At 43.2% G+C, this 18,138-nt stretch carries 21 protein-coding genes and 1 tRNA gene; 7 read left to right on the plus strand and 15 right to left on the minus strand.

Going from position 1 to position 18,138, the window contains the following annotated elements; translation table 11 throughout:
• Positions 1–33 precede the first annotated feature (33 nt).
• A complete protein-coding gene (locus tag AC58PV_RS20225; protein ID WP_497434163.1) occupies positions 34–933 on the minus strand; it encodes an alpha/beta hydrolase in 900 nt (299 codons plus the stop codon).
• Positions 934–1,068: 135 nt separating this feature from the next.
• Here AC58PV_RS20225 and AC58PV_RS20230 point away from each other — a divergent pair, with 135 nt between their 5' ends.
• A complete protein-coding gene (locus AC58PV_RS20230) occupies positions 1,069–1,821 on the plus strand; it encodes an MBL fold metallo-hydrolase (protein ID WP_497434164.1) in 753 nt (250 codons plus the stop codon).
• A gap of 170 nt (positions 1,822–1,991) precedes the next feature.
• Positions 1,992–3,605 (plus strand): ATP-binding protein, encoded by a 1,614-nt coding sequence (locus AC58PV_RS20235; RefSeq protein ID WP_497434165.1) that lies wholly within the window; start codon positions 1,992–1,994, stop codon positions 3,603–3,605.
• On the opposite strand, the gene AC58PV_RS20240 is transcribed toward AC58PV_RS20235, so the two are convergent.
• Both AC58PV_RS20240 and AC58PV_RS20245 read right to left on the minus strand, forming a co-directional pair.
• Positions 3,602–4,039, minus strand: coding sequence for a GNAT family N-acetyltransferase (locus AC58PV_RS20240; protein WP_497434167.1), 438 nt, complete (start codon positions 4,037–4,039; stop codon positions 3,602–3,604). The genes AC58PV_RS20235 and AC58PV_RS20240 overlap by 4 nt on opposite strands.
• Before the next feature lie 81 nt (positions 4,040–4,120).
• Positions 4,121–4,579, minus strand: coding sequence for a divergent PAP2 family protein (locus AC58PV_RS20245; RefSeq protein WP_497434168.1), 459 nt, complete (start codon positions 4,577–4,579; stop codon positions 4,121–4,123).
• A 136-nt stretch (positions 4,580–4,715) separates the two neighbouring features.
• Here AC58PV_RS20245 and AC58PV_RS20250 point away from each other — a divergent pair, with 136 nt between their 5' ends.
• Positions 4,716–5,141, plus strand: a complete 426-nt coding sequence (locus AC58PV_RS20250; RefSeq protein WP_497434169.1) for a CBS domain-containing protein — start codon at positions 4,716–4,718, stop codon at positions 5,139–5,141.
• 79 nt (positions 5,142–5,220) lie between these two features.
• On the opposite strand, the gene AC58PV_RS20255 is transcribed toward AC58PV_RS20250, so the two are convergent.
• From AC58PV_RS20255 to AC58PV_RS20265, 3 genes are all read right to left on the minus strand, one after another.
• Positions 5,221–5,832, minus strand: a complete 612-nt coding sequence (locus tag AC58PV_RS20255; protein WP_497434170.1) for a hypothetical protein — start codon at positions 5,830–5,832, stop codon at positions 5,221–5,223.
• A 22-nt stretch (positions 5,833–5,854) separates the two neighbouring features.
• Positions 5,855–6,406, minus strand: a complete 552-nt coding sequence (locus tag AC58PV_RS20260) for a superoxide dismutase family protein (RefSeq protein WP_497434172.1) — start codon at positions 6,404–6,406, stop codon at positions 5,855–5,857.
• Between the two features lie 171 nt (positions 6,407–6,577).
• Positions 6,578–6,904: a hypothetical protein gene (locus AC58PV_RS20265; RefSeq protein WP_497434173.1), complete on the minus strand. Its 327-nt coding sequence runs from the start codon at positions 6,902–6,904 to the stop codon at positions 6,578–6,580.
• A 287-nt stretch (positions 6,905–7,191) separates the two neighbouring features.
• On the opposite strand from AC58PV_RS20265, the gene AC58PV_RS20270 reads away from it, so the two are divergent.
• Together AC58PV_RS20270 and AC58PV_RS20275 are read left to right on the plus strand one after the other, a co-directional pair.
• The gene (locus AC58PV_RS20270; protein ID WP_497434174.1) at positions 7,192–7,353 is read left to right on the plus strand and encodes a hypothetical protein; all 162 of its coding nucleotides are present in this window, start codon (positions 7,192–7,194) and stop codon (positions 7,351–7,353) included.
• A 150-nt stretch (positions 7,354–7,503) separates the two neighbouring features.
• A complete protein-coding gene (locus tag AC58PV_RS20275) occupies positions 7,504–7,716 on the plus strand; it encodes an alpha/beta-type small acid-soluble spore protein (RefSeq protein ID WP_497434176.1) in 213 nt (70 codons plus the stop codon).
• A gap of 506 nt (positions 7,717–8,222) precedes the next feature.
• On the opposite strand, the gene AC58PV_RS20280 is transcribed toward AC58PV_RS20275, so the two are convergent.
• Positions 8,223–8,417, minus strand: a complete 195-nt coding sequence (locus tag AC58PV_RS20280; protein ID WP_028558119.1) for a hypothetical protein — start codon at positions 8,415–8,417, stop codon at positions 8,223–8,225.
• Positions 8,418–8,620: 203 nt separating this feature from the next.
• Here AC58PV_RS20280 and AC58PV_RS20285 point away from each other — a divergent pair.
• Positions 8,621–8,692 (plus strand) — tRNA-Val (locus tag AC58PV_RS20285).
• Between the two features lie 140 nt (positions 8,693–8,832).
• On the opposite strand, the gene AC58PV_RS20290 is transcribed toward AC58PV_RS20285, so the two are convergent.
• The gene (locus AC58PV_RS20290) at positions 8,833–10,779 is read right to left on the minus strand and encodes a methyl-accepting chemotaxis protein (RefSeq protein WP_497434178.1); all 1,947 of its coding nucleotides are present in this window, start codon (positions 10,777–10,779) and stop codon (positions 8,833–8,835) included.
• A gap of 245 nt (positions 10,780–11,024) precedes the next feature.
• Entirely contained in the window at positions 11,025–11,855 is an 831-nt protein-coding gene (locus tag AC58PV_RS20295; RefSeq protein ID WP_497434180.1) for an alpha/beta hydrolase family protein, read from the minus strand.
• Between the two features lie 174 nt (positions 11,856–12,029).
• On the opposite strand from AC58PV_RS20295, the gene AC58PV_RS20300 reads away from it, so the two are divergent.
• Positions 12,030–13,169, plus strand: a complete 1,140-nt coding sequence (locus AC58PV_RS20300; RefSeq protein ID WP_497434182.1) for a hypothetical protein — start codon at positions 12,030–12,032, stop codon at positions 13,167–13,169.
• 53 nt (positions 13,170–13,222) lie between these two features.
• On the opposite strand, the gene AC58PV_RS20305 is transcribed toward AC58PV_RS20300, so the two are convergent.
• The 6 genes from AC58PV_RS20305 to AC58PV_RS20330 all read right to left on the minus strand — a co-directional run bounded on the left by AC58PV_RS20305 (position 13,223) and on the right by AC58PV_RS20330 (position 18,102).
• Complete coding sequence (locus tag AC58PV_RS20305; protein ID WP_497434183.1) at positions 13,223–13,963, minus strand: DUF1906 domain-containing protein; 741 nt, start codon at positions 13,961–13,963, stop codon at positions 13,223–13,225.
• A gap of 132 nt (positions 13,964–14,095) precedes the next feature.
• Positions 14,096–14,374: a DUF2277 domain-containing protein gene (locus AC58PV_RS20310; RefSeq protein WP_068670629.1), complete on the minus strand. Its 279-nt coding sequence runs from the start codon at positions 14,372–14,374 to the stop codon at positions 14,096–14,098.
• A gap of 112 nt (positions 14,375–14,486) precedes the next feature.
• The gene (locus tag AC58PV_RS20315) at positions 14,487–15,182 is read right to left on the minus strand and encodes a response regulator transcription factor (protein WP_497434430.1); all 696 of its coding nucleotides are present in this window, start codon (positions 15,180–15,182) and stop codon (positions 14,487–14,489) included.
• 18 nt (positions 15,183–15,200) lie between these two features.
• Complete coding sequence (locus tag AC58PV_RS20320) at positions 15,201–16,625, minus strand: sensor histidine kinase (protein WP_497434184.1); 1,425 nt, start codon at positions 16,623–16,625, stop codon at positions 15,201–15,203.
• Between the two features lie 12 nt (positions 16,626–16,637).
• The gene (locus tag AC58PV_RS20325; protein ID WP_497434185.1) at positions 16,638–17,390 is read right to left on the minus strand and encodes an ABC transporter permease; all 753 of its coding nucleotides are present in this window, start codon (positions 17,388–17,390) and stop codon (positions 16,638–16,640) included.
• Positions 17,377–18,102 (minus strand): ABC transporter ATP-binding protein, encoded by a 726-nt coding sequence (locus tag AC58PV_RS20330; protein ID WP_497434187.1) that lies wholly within the window; start codon positions 18,100–18,102, stop codon positions 17,377–17,379. Before AC58PV_RS20330 ends, AC58PV_RS20325 begins: the two co-directional genes overlap by 14 nt.
• Positions 18,103–18,138 lie beyond the last annotated feature (36 nt).

An 18,138-nucleotide genomic window follows, 5' to 3' on the forward strand; every position in this document is an offset into this window, starting at 1 on the left:
ATACGCCGATAAGTAGGAAGAGTTGCGATGAAATTAACATTTTGCAATAAAATTCAGCACACGCTTAATATACGCTTCAGATTGAAGTTGAAATGAGCCGACATGCCCTGCACCTTCCGTAATCCATAGCTCAAAAACCGTTGGGTGACGCTTGAACATCTGAGTACTATTGGTATATGGAATAGCTAAATCGTCCTTACTGTGGATGAACAGAATCGGCCTAGGCGCTATCTTGTCAACGGCAGCTAAGGCATCCACAGCATGTGGATTCATATCTATTAATTTTGGCAAAATAAATAGAATAAATGGCGTAAACGGATAACGTGGGAGCTTAGACCACACCGGTAAGTTTTCCTCGAGATAGGGAAGCAATTGGCTGAACGCACTGTCTGTAATTACGCCCGACACAGCTTTCACCTCTGCAGCAGCTAATAAGGACGAAGTTCCACCCATAGAAAATCCAAGTAAGACGATTTCAGTTGGCGTGTTAGTATAGCTCTGTACCCAATCGATAGCCCCGAGGATGTCTTCCTTCTCCAAGAAACCTATCGTTGTTGTATTTCCTCCTGATCGTCCAGAGTTTCGGAAATCAAACATGAGAACATGATATCCCGCGTTGACAATGGCTTGAGCTAATGACAAGGCTGGGAGCCCTTTTTCAAGTCGTGTACCCGCATAACCGTGTGACATGATGACAGTCGTAGATTTGGCTAAGGAAGACACATTAGGCGACTCTAAGTACCAACCATCCAATAACACGCCATCTGTACGACTTGGAAATGTAACATCTTCTCGGTGCAAGTTGTAATTCTCAGGGAAATCATCTACGATCTTTCGCTGAGGATGTGTTAGCTGCCACCCCACGTAGGTAGAAAGTCCAACTATACCAAGCATGACGAGCACAAGAATGAGACTTACAAATAATCCAATCATTATGAAATCAACACCTCTATTTGTTTACTTTACCTTTACTGTTTCTTTATTTCCCTCATATAGAGGTTGAAAGTCGGTAACCTCCCATGTTACATTAGAAAAAGATGGATTTTGTCGAAAATTGGAGGACACTGAATGAGTTTGCAAATTCAAATGTTGGGAACCGGCAGTGCCTTTTCCAAATTGTACTACAATACAAGTGCATTAATTCGATCTACTAATGCCACAATTCTAATTGATTGCGGGCCAACAGTACCCACATCACTTTGCGAGATTAAATTAGAGCTCGATCAAATTGATGGAATCCTCATTTCACATATTCATGCTGACCATGTAGGCGGCCTTGAGGAAGTGGCCTTTCGTTTATTCTATCAATGTAACCGTAAACGAGTGAAGCTTTATGTTACCGAGGCTTTAGCGGAAGTGCTTTGGGAGAATAGTTTGAAAGGCGGGCTTTATAATCCAGAAGAAGGTTTCCATCAACTTGAGGATTATTTCGAACTTGTTTATTTACAAGAAAGAGTGCCTTATCAAATCGCTGCTGACCTTACCATTGAAATTATCCCAACCTTGCATATTGCACAAAAACTTAACTATTCAATCTTTATTAATCATTTAACATTCTATAGTGCAGATGTGCAATTTAATCAGGATCTGATCATCAACGAAGTTATTCGTACAAGAAATTGTCACACCATTTTCCATGATTGTCAATTAGATGGACCTGGATACGTACATACAACGTTAGCAGAATTACTTACACTCCCGGATGATATTCAGAAACGTATCTATCTGATGCATTATGGGGATCGAATGTCAGACTTCATTGGTCAAACAGGTCACATGACCTTTATTCACAAACATGAAATCATCGATATACCCAATTGAACTTACATTTCACGGAAGTCCTGAGAAATTTCATTTCTCAGGGCTTCTTTTTCGATAAATTCCCCCTTCATTTTCATTTTTTTTGGAGAACAGCAGGAATTTTATGACAAGTATAGAACATGTCACAAGGGTATGTGAACGGCGGAAATTTGCAATCGGGAGCTGATACGGTGATTATCAATGTAGTATATTATGTGTATGTAATCTTGTATGGCCTATATACGATGTATCTGCACACAGTCTTGAATATCCCTTTGTTTCTTCTAGCAATTGGTCTTTTTATCTTAACGGTACGCTTCCACTCTTCACATCCGGCTATACCTTGGTTTCAACTACTCCTCATAGGTTCTCTTCACGCACTTGGACAATCTGCCCTTTGTTACCCTCTATATTTACTAACACTATCCCACTATTCCTACAAAGAAGAGAATAAATCCAAAGCATGGGTACTTTCTGCGATCGCTATGATTATTTATTTATCCACGGTTAATTTCATAACGCATTCCGCATCTAGAGAGACTATGTTTGGATTCATGAGTATCCTCGACTTTGCTGCCACCACTTGGCTAACACGAACCATCCATCTCCGAAGCGGCAAACTGGAACGCATCCGCACAGAACGTCATTTATTATCGCAAAAAGACTCCCTTACTGGTCTATATAATTATGAAGAATGTCACCGCAGGCTCGAACAGCAGATTAAACTTCATCAACCGTTGGTTCTATTTCTTATCGACTGCACCGATCTGAAAGCAATGAATACATCGGGTGGCTTTCAAGCAGGCAATTTCGTTCTGAAGCAGATGGCTGATCTCCTTCAAATTCTTTTCAAAGAAGCACTGTTTATTTCGCGATATGGCGGTGATGAATTCGCTGTCGTCATGCCGCTACATAAAGATTTTCTGACAACAGCCTCCTTTCAACAGAAGCTTGATTCTGAGCTCCCTAAGCTTACTGGCATTCAAAATACATATGGTATTGCCATATTTCCACAAGACGCGCTGACGAAAGATGATCTTATTTTGCACGCCGAGCATAATCTATTTATGAAGAAACGTGAATCTTGGTTAAAACGTGAAGAACAAATGCAACGCTCCGAGAAACTTCGCGTCGTCGGTGAACTTGCTTCTGGCATGGCACATGAGATACGAAATCCCTTAACAACGGTCAAAGGTTTTCTGCAATTATCAAAAGCAAGCGATTACAATATTGAAAACTGGTATGGTCTCATCATGGATGAGATTGATCGGATGAGCGATTTGACTGGTGAGTTCCTTCAATTCTCTAAGCCGCATCAAACAGTCTTTCAAACGCATTCATTAAATGAATGCGTTCTCAAAGTTATATCCCTCATTGAATCCGAAGCGACCAGCTTTGGACATGAAATACATTTTCATGAGTCAACCTATGCCGTACATATGCTAATGGATCAGGATAAGATGCTGCAACTCTTGTTAAACATGATGAAGAATGCTTGCGAAGCCATGGAAGCAAACGGTTCCATTCATATCAAATTAAGCCGCGATCCTAAGAACGCGACTTTGGTTATTGCAGATAATGGTCCCGGTATACCGAGTGATCAACTCGAGAAGATTTTCCATCCCTTCTTCACGACCAAAGAAACAGGTACGGGTTTAGGACTATCGATTTGTTATAAAATCGTACAGGATCATCAAGGTACATTAGAAGTAGAAAGTGAGCTCGGTATAGGGACACGATTTATTTTGACTTTCCCTCTTGTCATTAATATGACTTCTGGGAATGACAGTTCAAATGTAAGTTAAAGTGTTTTCTTCATTCGTACATGCAGGATCCCGGCATCATAGAATGGCTCATCTGAGATTACCTTATAACCTAACTGACTGTAGAAACCTTCTGCTTGACATTGCGCATCTAGAATCGCATATTTGCATCCAAGCTCGAGAGCTTGTTGTTCCATTGCCAGTATGAGTTGTTTACCAAGCGATCTTCCTCTATATGCTTTCAAAACAGCTACACGTTGCAATTTGGCGGTTGCTTCTTGGTACTCATACCATCTCGAAGTCGCAATCGGCGTTTCACCGTCCATGATAAGCAGATGATGACAGGCCTCAGGGGACTCGTCCTTCTCATCCATTTCAAGATGTGCAGGTACTTGCTGTTCATCAACAAATACGTTAAATCGCACTGCAAAACAAGCTTTCAGTTGTTCCATTGTTGAAACACGAATCGTATCCATGTGGGCATCTTCCTCTCTAAGATCGTTTCTTGATCTTATCCCATTCCGGAAATGTTGTCCACTTGTACCGTGTTCACACTTTTACTTTCGCTCCAGTAAGTAACTGCAAGCACCAATCGCTAATCCTAATAGGGCACCCGCGGCAACTTCCCTCGGTAAATGTCCTAAACGTTCCTTGAGCGCTTTCCTTCTTCTGGCATGATAGATCCCTGGGTGCTGTTTGGCTATTCGTTCAACCTGTTCGTCCAAATCATTCACCTCTACTGCGATCTCGCCAGCCGATCTACGAATGCCCATCGCATCGTACATGACGACAGCCCCGAATACGGAACTCACCGCGAAATCAACAGCTGAGAAGCCTCTTTTCATCCCAATGTAAGTAGCTAGTGCGGTGACTCCTGAAGAATGCGAACTCGGCATGCCACCTGTTTGAACCAATTGTGACCAATCCCACTTCTTACTCGTTATATACGTTAAAGGTAATTTGATGGCTTGAGCGGCACCAATACCGATCACAGCTGTAGTCAATGCTCGATTCATTTCTATTCACCTCACCATTAGCATCCATCACAGGTTTAGATTCTATGCGTAAAGTTTGTTATACTAGACACATTGATTCTTTTGAGCTTATACTTACGAAGCCAGTTTTCTTCGAAAACTTTTAGGAGTGTGACTGATGAATATCGCTTTTTTCCTGTTACCTAAATCGGAAGTCATTACCGCGACTCCACAAGCGACCCTTCGTCAAATCTTGGAACGCATGGAGTATCACCGATATACGGCTGTCCCGATCCTATCTGATGATGGTCATTATGTAGGAACCGTCACGGAAGGTGATTTACTTTGGTATCTCAAAAATTCAACGCATATCGGCTTTGAGAACGCTCATCGCCATGTACTTGAAGAGGTTCCATTACGTGTCAATAATAAACCCGTTCATATTCATGCGGACATGGTAGACTTGATTGACTTGGCAAAATCACAAAACTTCGTACCTGTCGTCGATGATTCCGACAAATTCATTGGGATTGTCAGACGTAGTGAAATTATTGAGTATTGCGCCAAACAAATGAATTTACAAGCCAGAGCTGTAAAGTCCTAATTATTAAGTAATTACCTTATAGGAATAGCAAAAAGGCTGAGAACGCTCAGCCTTTTTGCTTTGTCCACAGAGGACACGGTTATTGTACTTGACCATTAGAAGATGCCTTAGACGAGACAAACTCGCTTGCCCAGTCAACCATTCCATTCATTAATGTCAAAATAAGATTCACCGCATCCTTTTCCGTTAGTGAGCCGTTCGACTGACTACTGACGTACTGCGACGTTTTTTGTTCCAATTTCACGACCAAATCTTTAATTTTCAAAAGTTCATTCGCCAAATCTGTTACTTGCTGATTATTTGACGAGTTGCCTTGATCTGATTTCATATTTTGACCTTGATTTTGACCTTGATTTTGACCTTGATTTTGACCTTGATTCTGGCCTTGATTTTGATTTTGAAATTGGCCTTGATTCTGATTCTGATTCTGATTCTGCCCTTGCATTTGACTTTGGCCTTGGCTTTGATCTTGACTTTGAGAATTAGCTTGGCTTTGGGACGTATCATTCGCTGAATCATTTGACGCGGCAGATCCATTGCTAGATGACGCCTGCTGCTGACCTTGGCTGTCTTGAGAGCCTTGCGCACTGGAAATCAACATTTTTTTGACCTGCTCTAATTCAATGAGCACCATATCGTTTTGTTTGGTTAATTCATCCATTTGCAGCTTGAGATCCTGTGTTTTGATCATGTTGTCGAAACCCTTCCTTCCCTTATTTCACAGCACCGCAAGCAATCCGCTTACCCGAATTACCAGATGGATCTGTTTTCAAATCATCTGCTTTCTCATGGATAACTAAGCTAGTCCCGCCAGGTTTGAACAGCGAATTAGGCTTATCCTTTTCTAAGACAACCGCCTTCGTAACGCTGCTGAATCTCCCATTGCCTTGCTCATCCACAATCAAATTTGGCAGATCGCCAGCATGTGCCCCTTTGGGATTTAGGAAGCCATGCTCCTTCATATGTGGATTGAAATGCCCACCTGCCGAATCAAACGCTGGTGCTTCACAAACAGCCTTCTCATGTATATGTAAGCCATGGACACCAGGTGAAAGCCCACTGACTTGCACATCCATCTGTACACCGTCTCTGACCGCAGTTAATTGCGCAGAACCTACTGACTGGTTATTCGAGCCAATGAGATCTACACGTATCGTTTCCGGCGATATGGCGGCCTCTGTTACTGAGGTCCTGCTCACTGTTTGGCAGCCTGTCAACATCATGAGACCCACGCTAGTGGTCATCATTATTTGAACTATTTTCATCTTGTACAATCCTCCTGTAAAACCACACATTGGTATATTCTACCCTTAGGATGCACAACTGCCCTTCTCGATAACCACATGATCCTTAATAAATTTCTAAATCATCCTATAAAAAAGCAAAAAACCTGCAATCTTTCGATTACAGGCATCCTTCATGTACGTCTATTGAGATTATAAAATAGTCATGAGCTTTGCAATAATTTGTAGGTTTTCTAACTTTCGTTTGTAAAAGTGAAATTCCACCTTCGTATGCTCAACCGCATCTTCCATCTGTAGAACCTGTTTTTGCAAATCCTTCGTGTGTGGCCATAATTCCGCCTGCCGCTGAAGCTCATTCTTTCCTGTCACAAGACCTTCACCAATTACTTCATACTCCTTCGTTAGAAGCATATGTTTGGCCCAATTCAATTCAGAGACGGCATCGACATAGATCGCTTCCGCTTGTTTCAACAATTCCGGTACAAGTTGTAACTCCAAAATAACATCCGACCGATTCATTCGGATTCCTCCTATGAGTTTTCACAGAAACTCGGCATAGTAAATCATGAAATATTGTTGCTTAGCCTCATATATATTCATAGAAAAATAAAACATGCACACAAGCCAAAAACCGTGAAAACAATGGATTTTCTCCCTGTATTCGACTCATCTTGCACAACACTTCCGCTATAGAATGACAAAACCATTAAGCCTACATTAAATATGATAGATTCGCTCCTGACCTGCTTGTATAACCTATTAGAAGTGCTACAATGTTACTATACGTATCAGAGGAGGTGACAAATATGAGCCAAGAAGAAGAAGTAGTACAATCCATTGAGCAAGAAGAAATCTCTGCTGAATCCACTGAAGAAGAAGTGGTGAGTCAAGAGGCTGAAGAAGTAATCGCTGAAGCGATTGAAGAAGCAGCTGCTGCAGAGGAAGAAGCAGAACAATCCAAAGAATAATGTAACCGTTATCATACATGAACACATATCCCCCCTCAACTTCACAGTTGGGGGTTTATTGATTTTATAAACTTTTTTTTGATTATCGCGAATAAATATTCTGAACATTCAAATAATACTGGTGTACCATAAAAAAGGAGATGATTTTGAATGGCTAACAGATCAAACACTTTAGTCGTACAAGAAGCAAAGGCAGCACTTGATCAAATGAAGTATGAAGTCGCTCAGGAAATTGGTGTCCCTCTCTCCCCTTCTGGTTACAACGGTAATTTGTCAACACGTGATGCTGGCTCAATCGGTGGCACCATCACAAAAAGATTAGTGCAAATCGCTGAGCAATCTTTAGGCGGCTACAGACGCTAATCCTTTGATGTAGGAGCAAGCTCAAAAAAGACTGAATCACTCGATCCTCCTTAGAGTGGTTTCAGTCTTTTTCTTTTTCCTTCAAATTCCTCTGATTTCCCTTGAATTTCCTCTCTTCAGAAAAGAAAGGTGATCCACTGCCATGAATTGGCGCTTCTATCACAAACGAAAGGTGGCGGTGATGCATGCAAAAGTGCAAATGTGCAACCTTTTATTGTCGAGAATCCCTCTCCAACGGAAATGCGTGCAAAAGTGCAACTATTTCTGCTATTTGGGCTCATATAGACACCTATTTTGTCCAAAAGGATGCTCTTTTGCACTAATTTTACGTTAATCAGCCGTTTTCACTGAAAAAAGATGCTCTTTTGCATCTTTGCCTCGTGTGACAGATTCAGAGGACAGTTTGGGCAAGCGGAAGATTTGGCTGAAATCTCAAAGCACCATTAACCCGAAAGACGCTGCCCATTACTAATTCACGCCGAGGCAATTATCATTCGCCTACTCCGTTACTTCTTCTTTACTTCCTCTACAAAAACGTCACTTGCGTCACGTGTGCTTCCGAGTTCAAGAATTGTGTATTTCTTCTCACCGATCATGATCACATCTTCCACTTCAGGAAGCGGATCGCCCAGGTATACTGTACCTAAGTACACATTACTGCTCTTCAATCGTAAATTCCAACGATGCTGTTGTTTCGTCATAGCTAATCCTCCCAAAAACTCTAATGTTCTCAAGTTACCATAAATTCACCCAAGATGAAAGCTATATGAGGAAACATCGGTTAAATAGGGAATATTACATTCCTTTCTGGTTAGAGCACTATAAGAATTTTTGGTAAACTAAATGAAACGAGGAGTTGAAAAATGTTTTTTTCCATTGTATACTAAAAAAGTTCCCATTCTAAAGGACGGTAGCTCAGTGGGAGAGCATTACCTTGACAGGGTAGGGGTCGTGGGTTCGATCCCCACTCGTCCTATATGAAACAAAAAAATTACTCGCGAATTACTTCGCGGGTATTTTTGTGTTTGTTAACAATGATACAAATAACTCATATTCTAATATATTCTCTAAATTCCTGAAAAAAAGAACCCCTCCCAGGGTTCTCCCGAATTATCCCTACACCTTAAATCGATCAACCACATCTTGCAAACCTGTCATCTGATCATGCAGCTCAATCGACTCTCTATGTACACGCTCGAACATTTGTCCCAGTGTCTCCACATTAGCCAAAACTTCCTCGGAACTGGCCGCTGTTTCCTCTGAACTCGCAGATGAAAGCTCGATAAAACCAACAATGATGTTTTTGCGGTTATCGACATGCTCCATATCGGCAGAAATGCTTTCAATCGATTCATGGATTTGTTTCAGAGAGGCGTTAATGAAATCAAATGTATCCGATGTCTGCCCTGCATTCTCTTCTTGCGAGCCTACGATATGAAGCGATTGCTCCATCGCTGCGGATGTCAGCTGTGCAGAATGCATAACGTTCTCAATCAACGTCTGAATGTGCTCAGATGCCTCGCCGGCTTGGACGGAAAGCGTTCTCACCTCAGCAGCGACTACGGCGAATCCGCGGCCGTTTTCGCCGGCACGTGCAGCCTCAATTGAAGCGTTGAGCGCTAATAAGTTCGTTTGTCTCGAGATGGCATGAATCGTGGTGACCATCTCTTTAATGGCGTCAATATCCAACATAAGCTTGCTTACGCTAGATGCTACTTCTTTGGTCACGGTAACGTTACTCCGGATCAACTCAATCATCGCTCGCATCGCTTCAGCGCCACGTTCTTCCTTCTCGCGAATAATTACACTATTGTTTTGTAGAATTTGAACATGTTCCTTCGTGTCATCAATCAATTCCGCCAATTCATGGACGCCATTCAGTCCATCCTCTACTACCTCTGCTTGGCTTCCTGCAGCCGTTGCCAATTCATGAATTGTCGTATTAATTTCATGAGAAATCGTATTAGTTTGCTTCATGGAATCTTTAATATGATCGGCGTTGCCTTTGCTCAGAAGCGCCGATTGTTTCACGTCCTTCACAATCACATGAATCTTCTCGATAAATTGATTCGTCGCTGTGGATAATCTGCCGATTTCGTCCATCGAGTTATCGGGAAGTCTTCTTGTTAAATCGCCATCCCCCTGAGCAATCGCAACCATAGCGGACTGCAGTCTCTCCAACCTTTTAAACTGACGATTAACGATATAAAATAAAACTGCTCCCGCAATCAGCAAGCTTACTAATGTGGCAATACAAGTTGTGTAGAAGAAGTTTGTCAACACTTGTTCCGACAATGCCAATACAAGTACTTGGCTCGTCGACAACGCTCTAAAGTAATACTTAGCTTTGGTTCCATTGTACGACATCTTCTCGAACGCTTTATGCTCTCCAGATAGACTTACACTAAGGGAGTCTAACAGCTTCGCGTCTAACTGCGTGATGCTCTCATCGGATGAGGCAACGAGCTTGCCGGTGGAATCAACGACTCCCGCGAAAAGCACATCTCCGCCCAGCTCCGACTTTAATTGCGTCAACACTGGCTTTGCTCCTATTTTACTATCGAGTTCCGTCAGAGTAGCTCCATCCCTTCCTGTTTGAACAATGCGAGGTGATGTCCAACCGGACACACCAACGTATTTATATACTTTAGGATCAACACTTCGTTGTTGGGCTGGCTGTGTGACAACTTTTTGCTTGCCCGAAATGAGGTCCATGAACTCATATGCTTGATTCTTAGGATCACCGCCGAAATTGAAATCAATCTTTTCGCCCGCGTTCGTCAGTAGTAATTGTCTCTGCGCGTTGGTAATCCAGAACTCATCAATGCCGGAACGCTCAGCTATATCAACTGCCTGTTTATAGGTCATCGGAATTTTATCATACATATAGGATAGTAAGGTTGCTTGCCCTATCATCTCTTTCTCCATGACGCTTTCTGTTGTCTTTCTCGCAATTATAGCGTTTTCAATTCCAATTCTAGCTGTTTCTAACGTTGTAAATCCTTTCTCGTGAAGACTTTCAGCTGTCTGCTGATACGTAACTGTCGCTGTCCCTACGGACACTGCAAACAATACGACAACAATACGACCAATAAGAGCCAGATGATTTTGTACTTAATTGATTGAATCGCCATGTTGTTCTCCCTTTTGTGTAGTATTAAAGATTCTAAGTAATCTACTTCACCACCTTCCAACATATTCCTCCAAAAATATCTAACATTCGACGGAAGATTACAATCCGCTGGGTAAATAGCACTAAAAAAGCTCCCTAGTGTAGAATCATCTACGCCTAGGAAGCCTTTTAACACCTACAAATTCAACATGCTGCGTATTGCACGCTTAGTTTCCTCAATCGCCATTCGCAGCGGCTGCGTCTCTCCCTGGTACGGGTGAACACTCCCGAAAGTATGGTTTCCGTCAGGAATTTTCACCCATTGGATAGCTGGATTATTAGCAATCAACTGCTCAGATCCACGAATCAACCTTTCCCCATCTGCCGTGCCTTGAACAAGTGTAATTGGGAATGTCGCTTCATGAATTCTGCCAACAATATCAAATCTCTCTGCGTTGCGTTCCATATCTTCTAGGATTTCCAGATCGAGCGGCATCATCTGTTTCGTTCGTCCATTCAGGGTATAGGAGCGGCCGGTGGCCCTCATCTCCGCTTTATTCTCAGGTGTGAGCAAATCGACATGTGCAATCCCATTCCAGCTGATGACGCCAGTAATTTCTGTTGGATGATCCAAAGCATAGATCAAGCTTACGCCCGCTCCTCTGCTATGACCTAGTAATAGGATTGGCTGATCCTTGCCCACGTGTTTATGTATATCCGATATAATAACCTGTACGTCCTCTAGATCTCTAGAATAGGTATCTCCAGCAAATTTCTCTAGCTCTGAGAATTCCATCAAATCTTCACCCACGCCATTATGGGAAAAATTCAAGGCAACAACATCAACAACTTCCGCTAATTCGCTGGCTACATAGGGGAACATTCCCCAGTTTTTGAAGCCTTTATAACCATGTAATAGTAATAATGTGCCATTACTTGGTTCTTGCTTGGCTTTATACATATCGCCTCGTAAGATTCGCTGCTCTGACATATGTAATTCAAAAGGTATTCCTATAGCGTTCTCCATCTGTTTCTCCTTCCTATCGTTACCAAAACATTAATCAATCGTATACTTTTGTCATTTTATCACAATCTAACTTAGACAACTCAACTTTAGCCACAAGACTGTATGCTTCATTTCACACATACAGCCAAATCGCATCTTTGACACAAATGCCAAACGAATAAGGAGGAAGTTTCTGTGTTATCAAGCCTAAATCGTCGTAAATTATGTCTACTATTTCTTAGCTTCCTTCTAACTCCGCTTTTGAGTCAAGGAGTGACTAGTCGGTCACAAGCACAGCAATTGGAACCCATACAGGAAAGGACAGCTGCCGAGCAGGCAAGCATTCGGCTTCAAGTGAAAGCATCCCCGGGAGCACTTTATCAAACAGAGCTAACTTTCGTCAATAAACCATTACAGCGTGCACTGGAGGAGGCTACAGTAGGCGATGCAACCTTAGAAGCCATTCCTCCAGATACCACACTCCAGTATGATAAAAAGGGGCAAACCATCCTCCTAGGGGTCACCCCAAGCGGAGATGTTGTTGATTGGACTTCGAAGAGGCGCATGCAACTCCCACCATCCGCTCAGGAAGCGCTGCAAGCGCAAGTCCAGGCACTTCGTGCCAAGCATTATGGCGAGATGCTGCCTTGGGAAGAAGCAAGTCTCGTGCTTCCCAAGTTCAGTTCCTTCACTGTTGTAGACGTGATGAGTGGACTTAGCTTTGAAGGGCAGCGTCGCGCGGGCTCCCACCATGCGGATGTGCAGCCGCTAACGAAAACCGACTCCGCGACGCTCAAGCGCATTTATGGCGGCGCGTGGAGCTGGGACCGCCGCGCGGTCCTAGTGAAGCTGAACGGCCGCACCCTTGCCGCCTCTATGCATGGCATGCCGCATGGCGGTGATGGTATACCCGGAAATGACTTCAATGGTCATTTCTGTATTCACTTCCTCGGGAGCGTGACGCACGGCTCCCGCTCCGTTGACCCGGCGCACCAAGTCATGGTGCACCGAGCGGCAGGCTTGCTGAACGACTACGTCAGCAAGCTCTCGCCCTGGGCGCTGATCGACGTCTGGATCAGCGGCGCCCACCAAGGTGACCTGCAGCTGCTGCAGGTCGCCACAGGGCAAGAACAGGCGATGCATGTGCGAAGCATGCGCCGCCTGTCCAAGTTCCAGGAGCAGGATACATCCCAGCTCCTGCAGTACGACACAGCTGTCGATGTAACCATGACAGCGGCTAGAGCCTCCGCGGTGACGAGTCGCCGCGTATTGTTTCATCTCGAACGCACCACCGTACAAGATCGGTGGTACATACGCAGTGCAGTGATCCAATAATAAGCAAAGCCCGGAACGATGGAGTTGCTCCATCACAGCCGGGCTTCCTTTTATTATTGCAAGGTTTGACCAGACGCCTTACGTAATTCGTTGGCGAGTCGATGAAACTCATTCTGTGCAGGTACGGATGAAGTCGCTCCGTATCCCGCTGAGAGGAACGGTATGATGGCATTAGCATCTTTCACTGTTAGTGGATAACTGGGTGGTTCCGGTTTACGTTTATTCCACCAACCTTCATTCCCATACGATTCATCATAATCAATCGCAATCCCATTTAACATGACATCATTAAGATATTGATAAATATGAATAAATGACGATTTCTTACCTGCGCTCCACGCATAGGTTTGCCAGAATCGTGAGCAAGCACCTGCAGCATAAACCGCCTCCATCACGGCGTATGAACCATACACACCAGTCGTGTAAGTTGGCGTAGCTTCACTTGCTGCTTTGATATATGCGATAACCGTAGGCATTTGGGCAGACGATACGTCGAAATCAACAGCAAAATAGATGCAACTACCCTCAGGTTGCCCAACTTGCGCGGCAACCTGCAAAGCTGTTGCACCGTCTGCTAAACCCGCACTTCTACCGCCAAGAGCACGACTCGCCGTTGTTTCATACACAGAAACTAACTGTAAACCAGCTGCACTAATGACGTCAGACTCTGATTTCGTTAATGCCTTTGCTCCACTTGGCACCAAATATCTAGCGACAAATGTAAAACCCTGTCCGACGAAAGCAGCCGCTTTTTGTGCCGTAAGCGGTGTTGAGCAATCAAACCCTTTCGCCACTTGCCATCACCTACTTTCCATGTGGTATTCACAGGATATGCCAAAAGAACGACACCCGACACTACCAAGTATCTAAAGTCCTGCTATCGGTCATGCAAAAAGGCTTATCTCCAGGGAGATAAGCCCATTCCATTAAACTTCTTTCGTGCCAAAACGGATCGCATTTCGTTCCTTGGCTCGCTGTGCTTCTACTTCTCGATTCCGTGGCTCTGCATGCGTGACTAATGAATCCATCAGCTTCTGGGCTGCCAAAGCAACCTCTTGTACAGCCAATTGGAACGCTGCTTCATTCGCTTTAGAAGGTTCAGTAAACCCTGATATTTTACGCACGAACTGCAGGGATGCCGCACGAACTTCATCTTCTGTCACGACTGGCTCATAGTTGAATAATGGTTTAATATTCCGGCACATGTCTCACTCGCACTCCTTCGGGCATGGTTTCCCTTTTACTTACACTGTCTTCAATATAAGGGTTGCCCTTGGTTTTATCAAGCTCGTGTACATCTGGCTCTGGACATCCTATCTATACAATAAATCTATACCCAGATCCCCATACCGTACCTATGTATTGTGGTTTGGAAGGCGTTTCCTCGATTTTCTCTCTAATCCTGGCAATATGAACCGTTACCGTAGAGGCGTCACTCATCGCATCCATGCCCCAGATCCGCTCGAACAACTCCTCCTTGCCGAATACCCGATTCGGGTATTGAACGAGGAACAGAAGCAGGTCAAATTCCTTTTGCGCCAGAATAACTTCGTTTCCGTTAACAAATACGCGTCTGGCTTCCTTCTGAAGCTCAAGCCCCCTGATCTGAATCGTACTTCCTTCCGTACCTTTACCAAACCGTTCTTTCATCCGCTCGAACTTCTTCAGATGAGCACCTACTCGAGCTACAAGCTCCCCTGAGCTGAATGGCTTCGTAATATAATCGTCTGCACCGAGACCTAATCCATTCACTTTATAAATCTCTTCTGCTCTCGCTGATACCAGGAGTACAGGAATATCATCCTGCTCACGTATGGTTTTCAGTACTTCAAATCCATCTATATCGGGCAGCATAATATCTAAGATCACTAACTCAAATGCTTCTTCTTTGAGCGTTCTCAGACCATCCGTGCCGTTGTTTACCATCTTAACGGAGTAACCGCTTAGCTCCAGATAATCCCTTTGCAAATTGGCAATACTCTGGTCATCCTCAACAATCAAAATTCTTTTCATCATAACCTCCGAACATAGTCAGAACTTTTTAAGAGATATCATGATCCCTGTTCCCTCACCTACTGTGCTTTTCGCCCATATTTTCCCGTCGTGCCCTTCAATAATTTGTTTGGCAATGGCTAACCCCAGTCCACTTCCGTTCTTTCTTGATGGATCTACTTGATAAAACCGTTCAAAAATAAAGGGAAGCTTGTCCTCAGGAATGCCATTTCCATTGTCCTTAATTTCAATAATTGCGGATGTCCTGGTTTCCCTAAGTATAATAGCAATCTTGCCATTGTCAGTTCCGGCATACGTCATCGCATTATCAATAATGTTTTGCACAACCCTTTTTAATCTTTCGACATCCATTAACACTTTGACAGGCTCTTTTAACTCATTGATCAAAGCAATGGCTATATTCGCCTTCTCACATTCATATTTATGATCGGCAACGCAATCCTCGAAATAACTAGCTAAATCAGTCTTCTCAAAATGGAAAGGAAGCTGATTCAAATCAAGTTTGGAATAGAGAAGTAGATCATCAATCATCGCATTGACCAAAATCGCTTTGGAACGAGCTGTTTCCAGATATTCCTCCATCTTCTCAGGTGTTTTGGCAACTCCATCAATAATCCCTTCAATATAGCCCTTAATGGACGTCACCGGTGTCTTTAAGTCATGAGAAATGCTTGAGACAAGAAACTTTCGATTATCATCATACTTCTGCTGTAAATAAACAGATTCCTTGAGCTTGATTCGCATCAACTCCAAGGTTATCCCAAGTTCCCGAATCTCCCCTTCGCCATCTTCAGAAATTTCCCCGCTTAAATCACCTTCCCGAATTTTGATCGCAGCATCCGTTAATCGGGAGATCGGAATAATGATTCTGCGGGAGAATTTATAGGAGATCCAACCATTCATCAACAAAAAAACGACAGTGAAAAAACAAATTGTAAAAATGCCCAGCATCCAATATACCTTCGTATTTACCTTGATTGGCGCAAGCAGCAGCAGAATACCCGGATCGCCAGATGGAAGTTCGAAATCTGCTCGGTTAAACAGATACGTTTGGCCATCAAGCTCGATCTCATTGCGATTAGACTCACTAGACAGCATCAAACTTTTCTCAATATCGATTGGATTAAAATGGCGCGTAGCGAACTTAACCTCTCTACCCACAATAAGGATCGCACTGGCATTCAAAACGTTCACGCGATCAGCAAGCTCTTGTTGATACTTCGTATCCAAAAGTCCCTCAAAGCCCAGGGTAAGCGCTTCTTTACGTATTTCACTGATGGCTGCACGAACCTCAAACGCTCGTTGAAACTGCTCGATACCCGCTTCGCGGCCCAAAACTTTCGTATACATGGCAATAAAAATAATGACCGCCAAGATCGTCAACCCAATGGAAAGCAGTACAGCCAGCGTATTCATCGTGAAAAAACGTTTCGTTAAGTGCATGTAGAGTCCTTTCTATATGTCCTTTCTATCGAACAAATAATAGCCCATCGTAAATAACATGATACCACAACCAGACATAATTAAAATCTGCCGGCTAATTTTGAAGAAGTTGATGGATTCCGATATCCAAAGGGTATACCAATCAAACATCGAGGTGATAAAAAAGCTCGAATAGGATGAAAATACAATACCTAGGAAATTAAATCCAATAAACACAAGAATGGCGAGGAAGAACACAGCTAGACCACCCTGAATGAGATTGGCTAGCAGCACAACGATAAGTGCAAACACAAATACAGGGAAGAAAGTTAAACCATACGATACAAACACCTTTACGATTCCAATGAGACTGGCAGACGAAGGATTGAATATAAACCCAGCTAGCAAGGATAGAATCATGATAAACAACAGTTTACCCGCGATAAATAACGCTAAATTCAAAACTTTAGCCGTAAACACGCCAAATCTGGAAACCGGTCTCAACAGCGTTATTTTCATCGTATTCGACGAAGACTCCCCATTAAACATATCAATGGCTACGAATATTGCAAATAACGGTAATAAGGTATAGGCAATGAACGTCAGTACGGCGATAGGAAATTCAACGCTGCCAACAACTCTCAGTCCAAGGCCATGCTTAATCGTTGTGACGGCAATTTGGCCAATCACGACGGCAAGAATGGATAATATTGCGGCTGCCATAATTTTTTTCTTTTTACGCAGCTTCACTGTTTCATTAATAAATGCAGCTTTAAACCCTACCATTCCTGTCCACCTCACTAACAAAATAATTCTCAAGCGATGAATAGAAAGATAGAATATTTTGGGTATATTCAACGTTCACCAACTTGCCTCCATAAATAATGCCAATCCTCGAACACGTCAATTCTACATCGTGAATTAAGTGGCTGGATATGAAGAACGTAGTGCCTTCCTGGGAAAGCTGTTTGATCAACTTCCTCATCTCCAGCATCCCTTCTACATCCAGACCGTTTAGAGGCTCGTCCAAAATTAACAACTTGGGTTTCGAAAGAATCGCCGCTGCTATCCCCAGTCTTTGTTTCATCCCAAGTGAAAATTTTTGTGACTTCTCATTTTTATATTTCAGCATCCCCGTGATTTCTAGACATTCATCAATTCGACGCTGATCGATTTCCGGATAAAATCTTGCAAACAGTCTCAAGTTCTCATTTGCCGTCAAATAGGGATAGGATTCTGCTGTTTCAATAATACAACCGACATGTTTCATTGCGTTCACATAGTCTTCTGCTACACTCGCTCCGAAAATCTTCACATCGCCTCGATCTGGCTTTATGAGTCCTGTAATCATCTTCATGGCCGTCGTTTTCCCTGCACCATTGGGTCCGAGAAATCCGAAAATATCCCCTTGATCGACGTCTAAGTTCAAATCGCTGATCCCTCTGCCATTTGTATATGACTTGGTTAAGTCTTTTATTTCAATCGCCTTGACCGTCAATTCATCATCTCCCTAAAAAATCTCAGGAAGCCGCTA

Source organism: Paenibacillus sp. J22FR83 (genome assembly GCF_059691955.1).

Bases quoted from the DNA above. Each gene is read 5' to 3' on its own strand.
- AC58PV_RS20225 (WP_497434163.1), bottom strand. From the start codon at position 933: ATGATTGGATTATTTGTAAGTCTCATTCTTGTGCTCGTCATGCTTGGT.
- AC58PV_RS20230 (WP_497434164.1), top strand. From the start codon at position 1,069: ATGAGTTTGCAAATTCAAATGTTGGGAACCGGCAGTGCCTTTTCCAAA.
- AC58PV_RS20240 (WP_497434167.1), bottom strand. From the start codon at position 4,039: ATGGATACGATTCGTGTTTCAACAATGGAACAACTGAAAGCTTGTTTT.
- AC58PV_RS20245 (WP_497434168.1), bottom strand. From the start codon at position 4,579: ATGAATCGAGCATTGACTACAGCTGTGATCGGTATTGGTGCCGCTCAA.
- AC58PV_RS20250 (WP_497434169.1), top strand. From the start codon at position 4,716: ATGAATATCGCTTTTTTCCTGTTACCTAAATCGGAAGTCATTACCGCG.
- AC58PV_RS20255 (WP_497434170.1), bottom strand. From the start codon at position 5,832: ATGATCAAAACACAGGATCTCAAGCTGCAAATGGATGAATTAACCAAA.
- AC58PV_RS20260 (WP_497434172.1), bottom strand. From the start codon at position 6,406: ATGAAAATAGTTCAAATAATGATGACCACTAGCGTGGGTCTCATGATG.
- AC58PV_RS20265 (WP_497434173.1), bottom strand. From the start codon at position 6,904: ATGAATCGGTCGGATGTTATTTTGGAGTTACAACTTGTACCGGAATTG.
- AC58PV_RS20270 (WP_497434174.1), top strand. From the start codon at position 7,192: ATGAGCCAAGAAGAAGAAGTAGTACAATCCATTGAGCAAGAAGAAATC.
- AC58PV_RS20275 (WP_497434176.1), top strand. From the start codon at position 7,504: ATGGCTAACAGATCAAACACTTTAGTCGTACAAGAAGCAAAGGCAGCA.
- AC58PV_RS20280 (WP_028558119.1), bottom strand. From the start codon at position 8,417: ATGACGAAACAACAGCATCGTTGGAATTTACGATTGAAGAGCAGTAAT.
- AC58PV_RS20295 (WP_497434180.1), bottom strand. From the start codon at position 11,855: ATGGAGAACGCTATAGGAATACCTTTTGAATTACATATGTCAGAGCAG.
- AC58PV_RS20310 (WP_068670629.1), bottom strand. From the start codon at position 14,374: ATGTGCCGGAATATTAAACCATTATTCAACTATGAGCCAGTCGTGACA.
- AC58PV_RS20315 (WP_497434430.1), bottom strand. From the start codon at position 15,182: ATGAAAAGAATTTTGATTGTTGAGGATGACCAGAGTATTGCCAATTTG.
- AC58PV_RS20320 (WP_497434184.1), bottom strand. From the start codon at position 16,625: ATGCACTTAACGAAACGTTTTTTCACGATGAATACGCTGGCTGTACTG.
- AC58PV_RS20325 (WP_497434185.1), bottom strand. From the start codon at position 17,390: ATGGTAGGGTTTAAAGCTGCATTTATTAATGAAACAGTGAAGCTGCGT.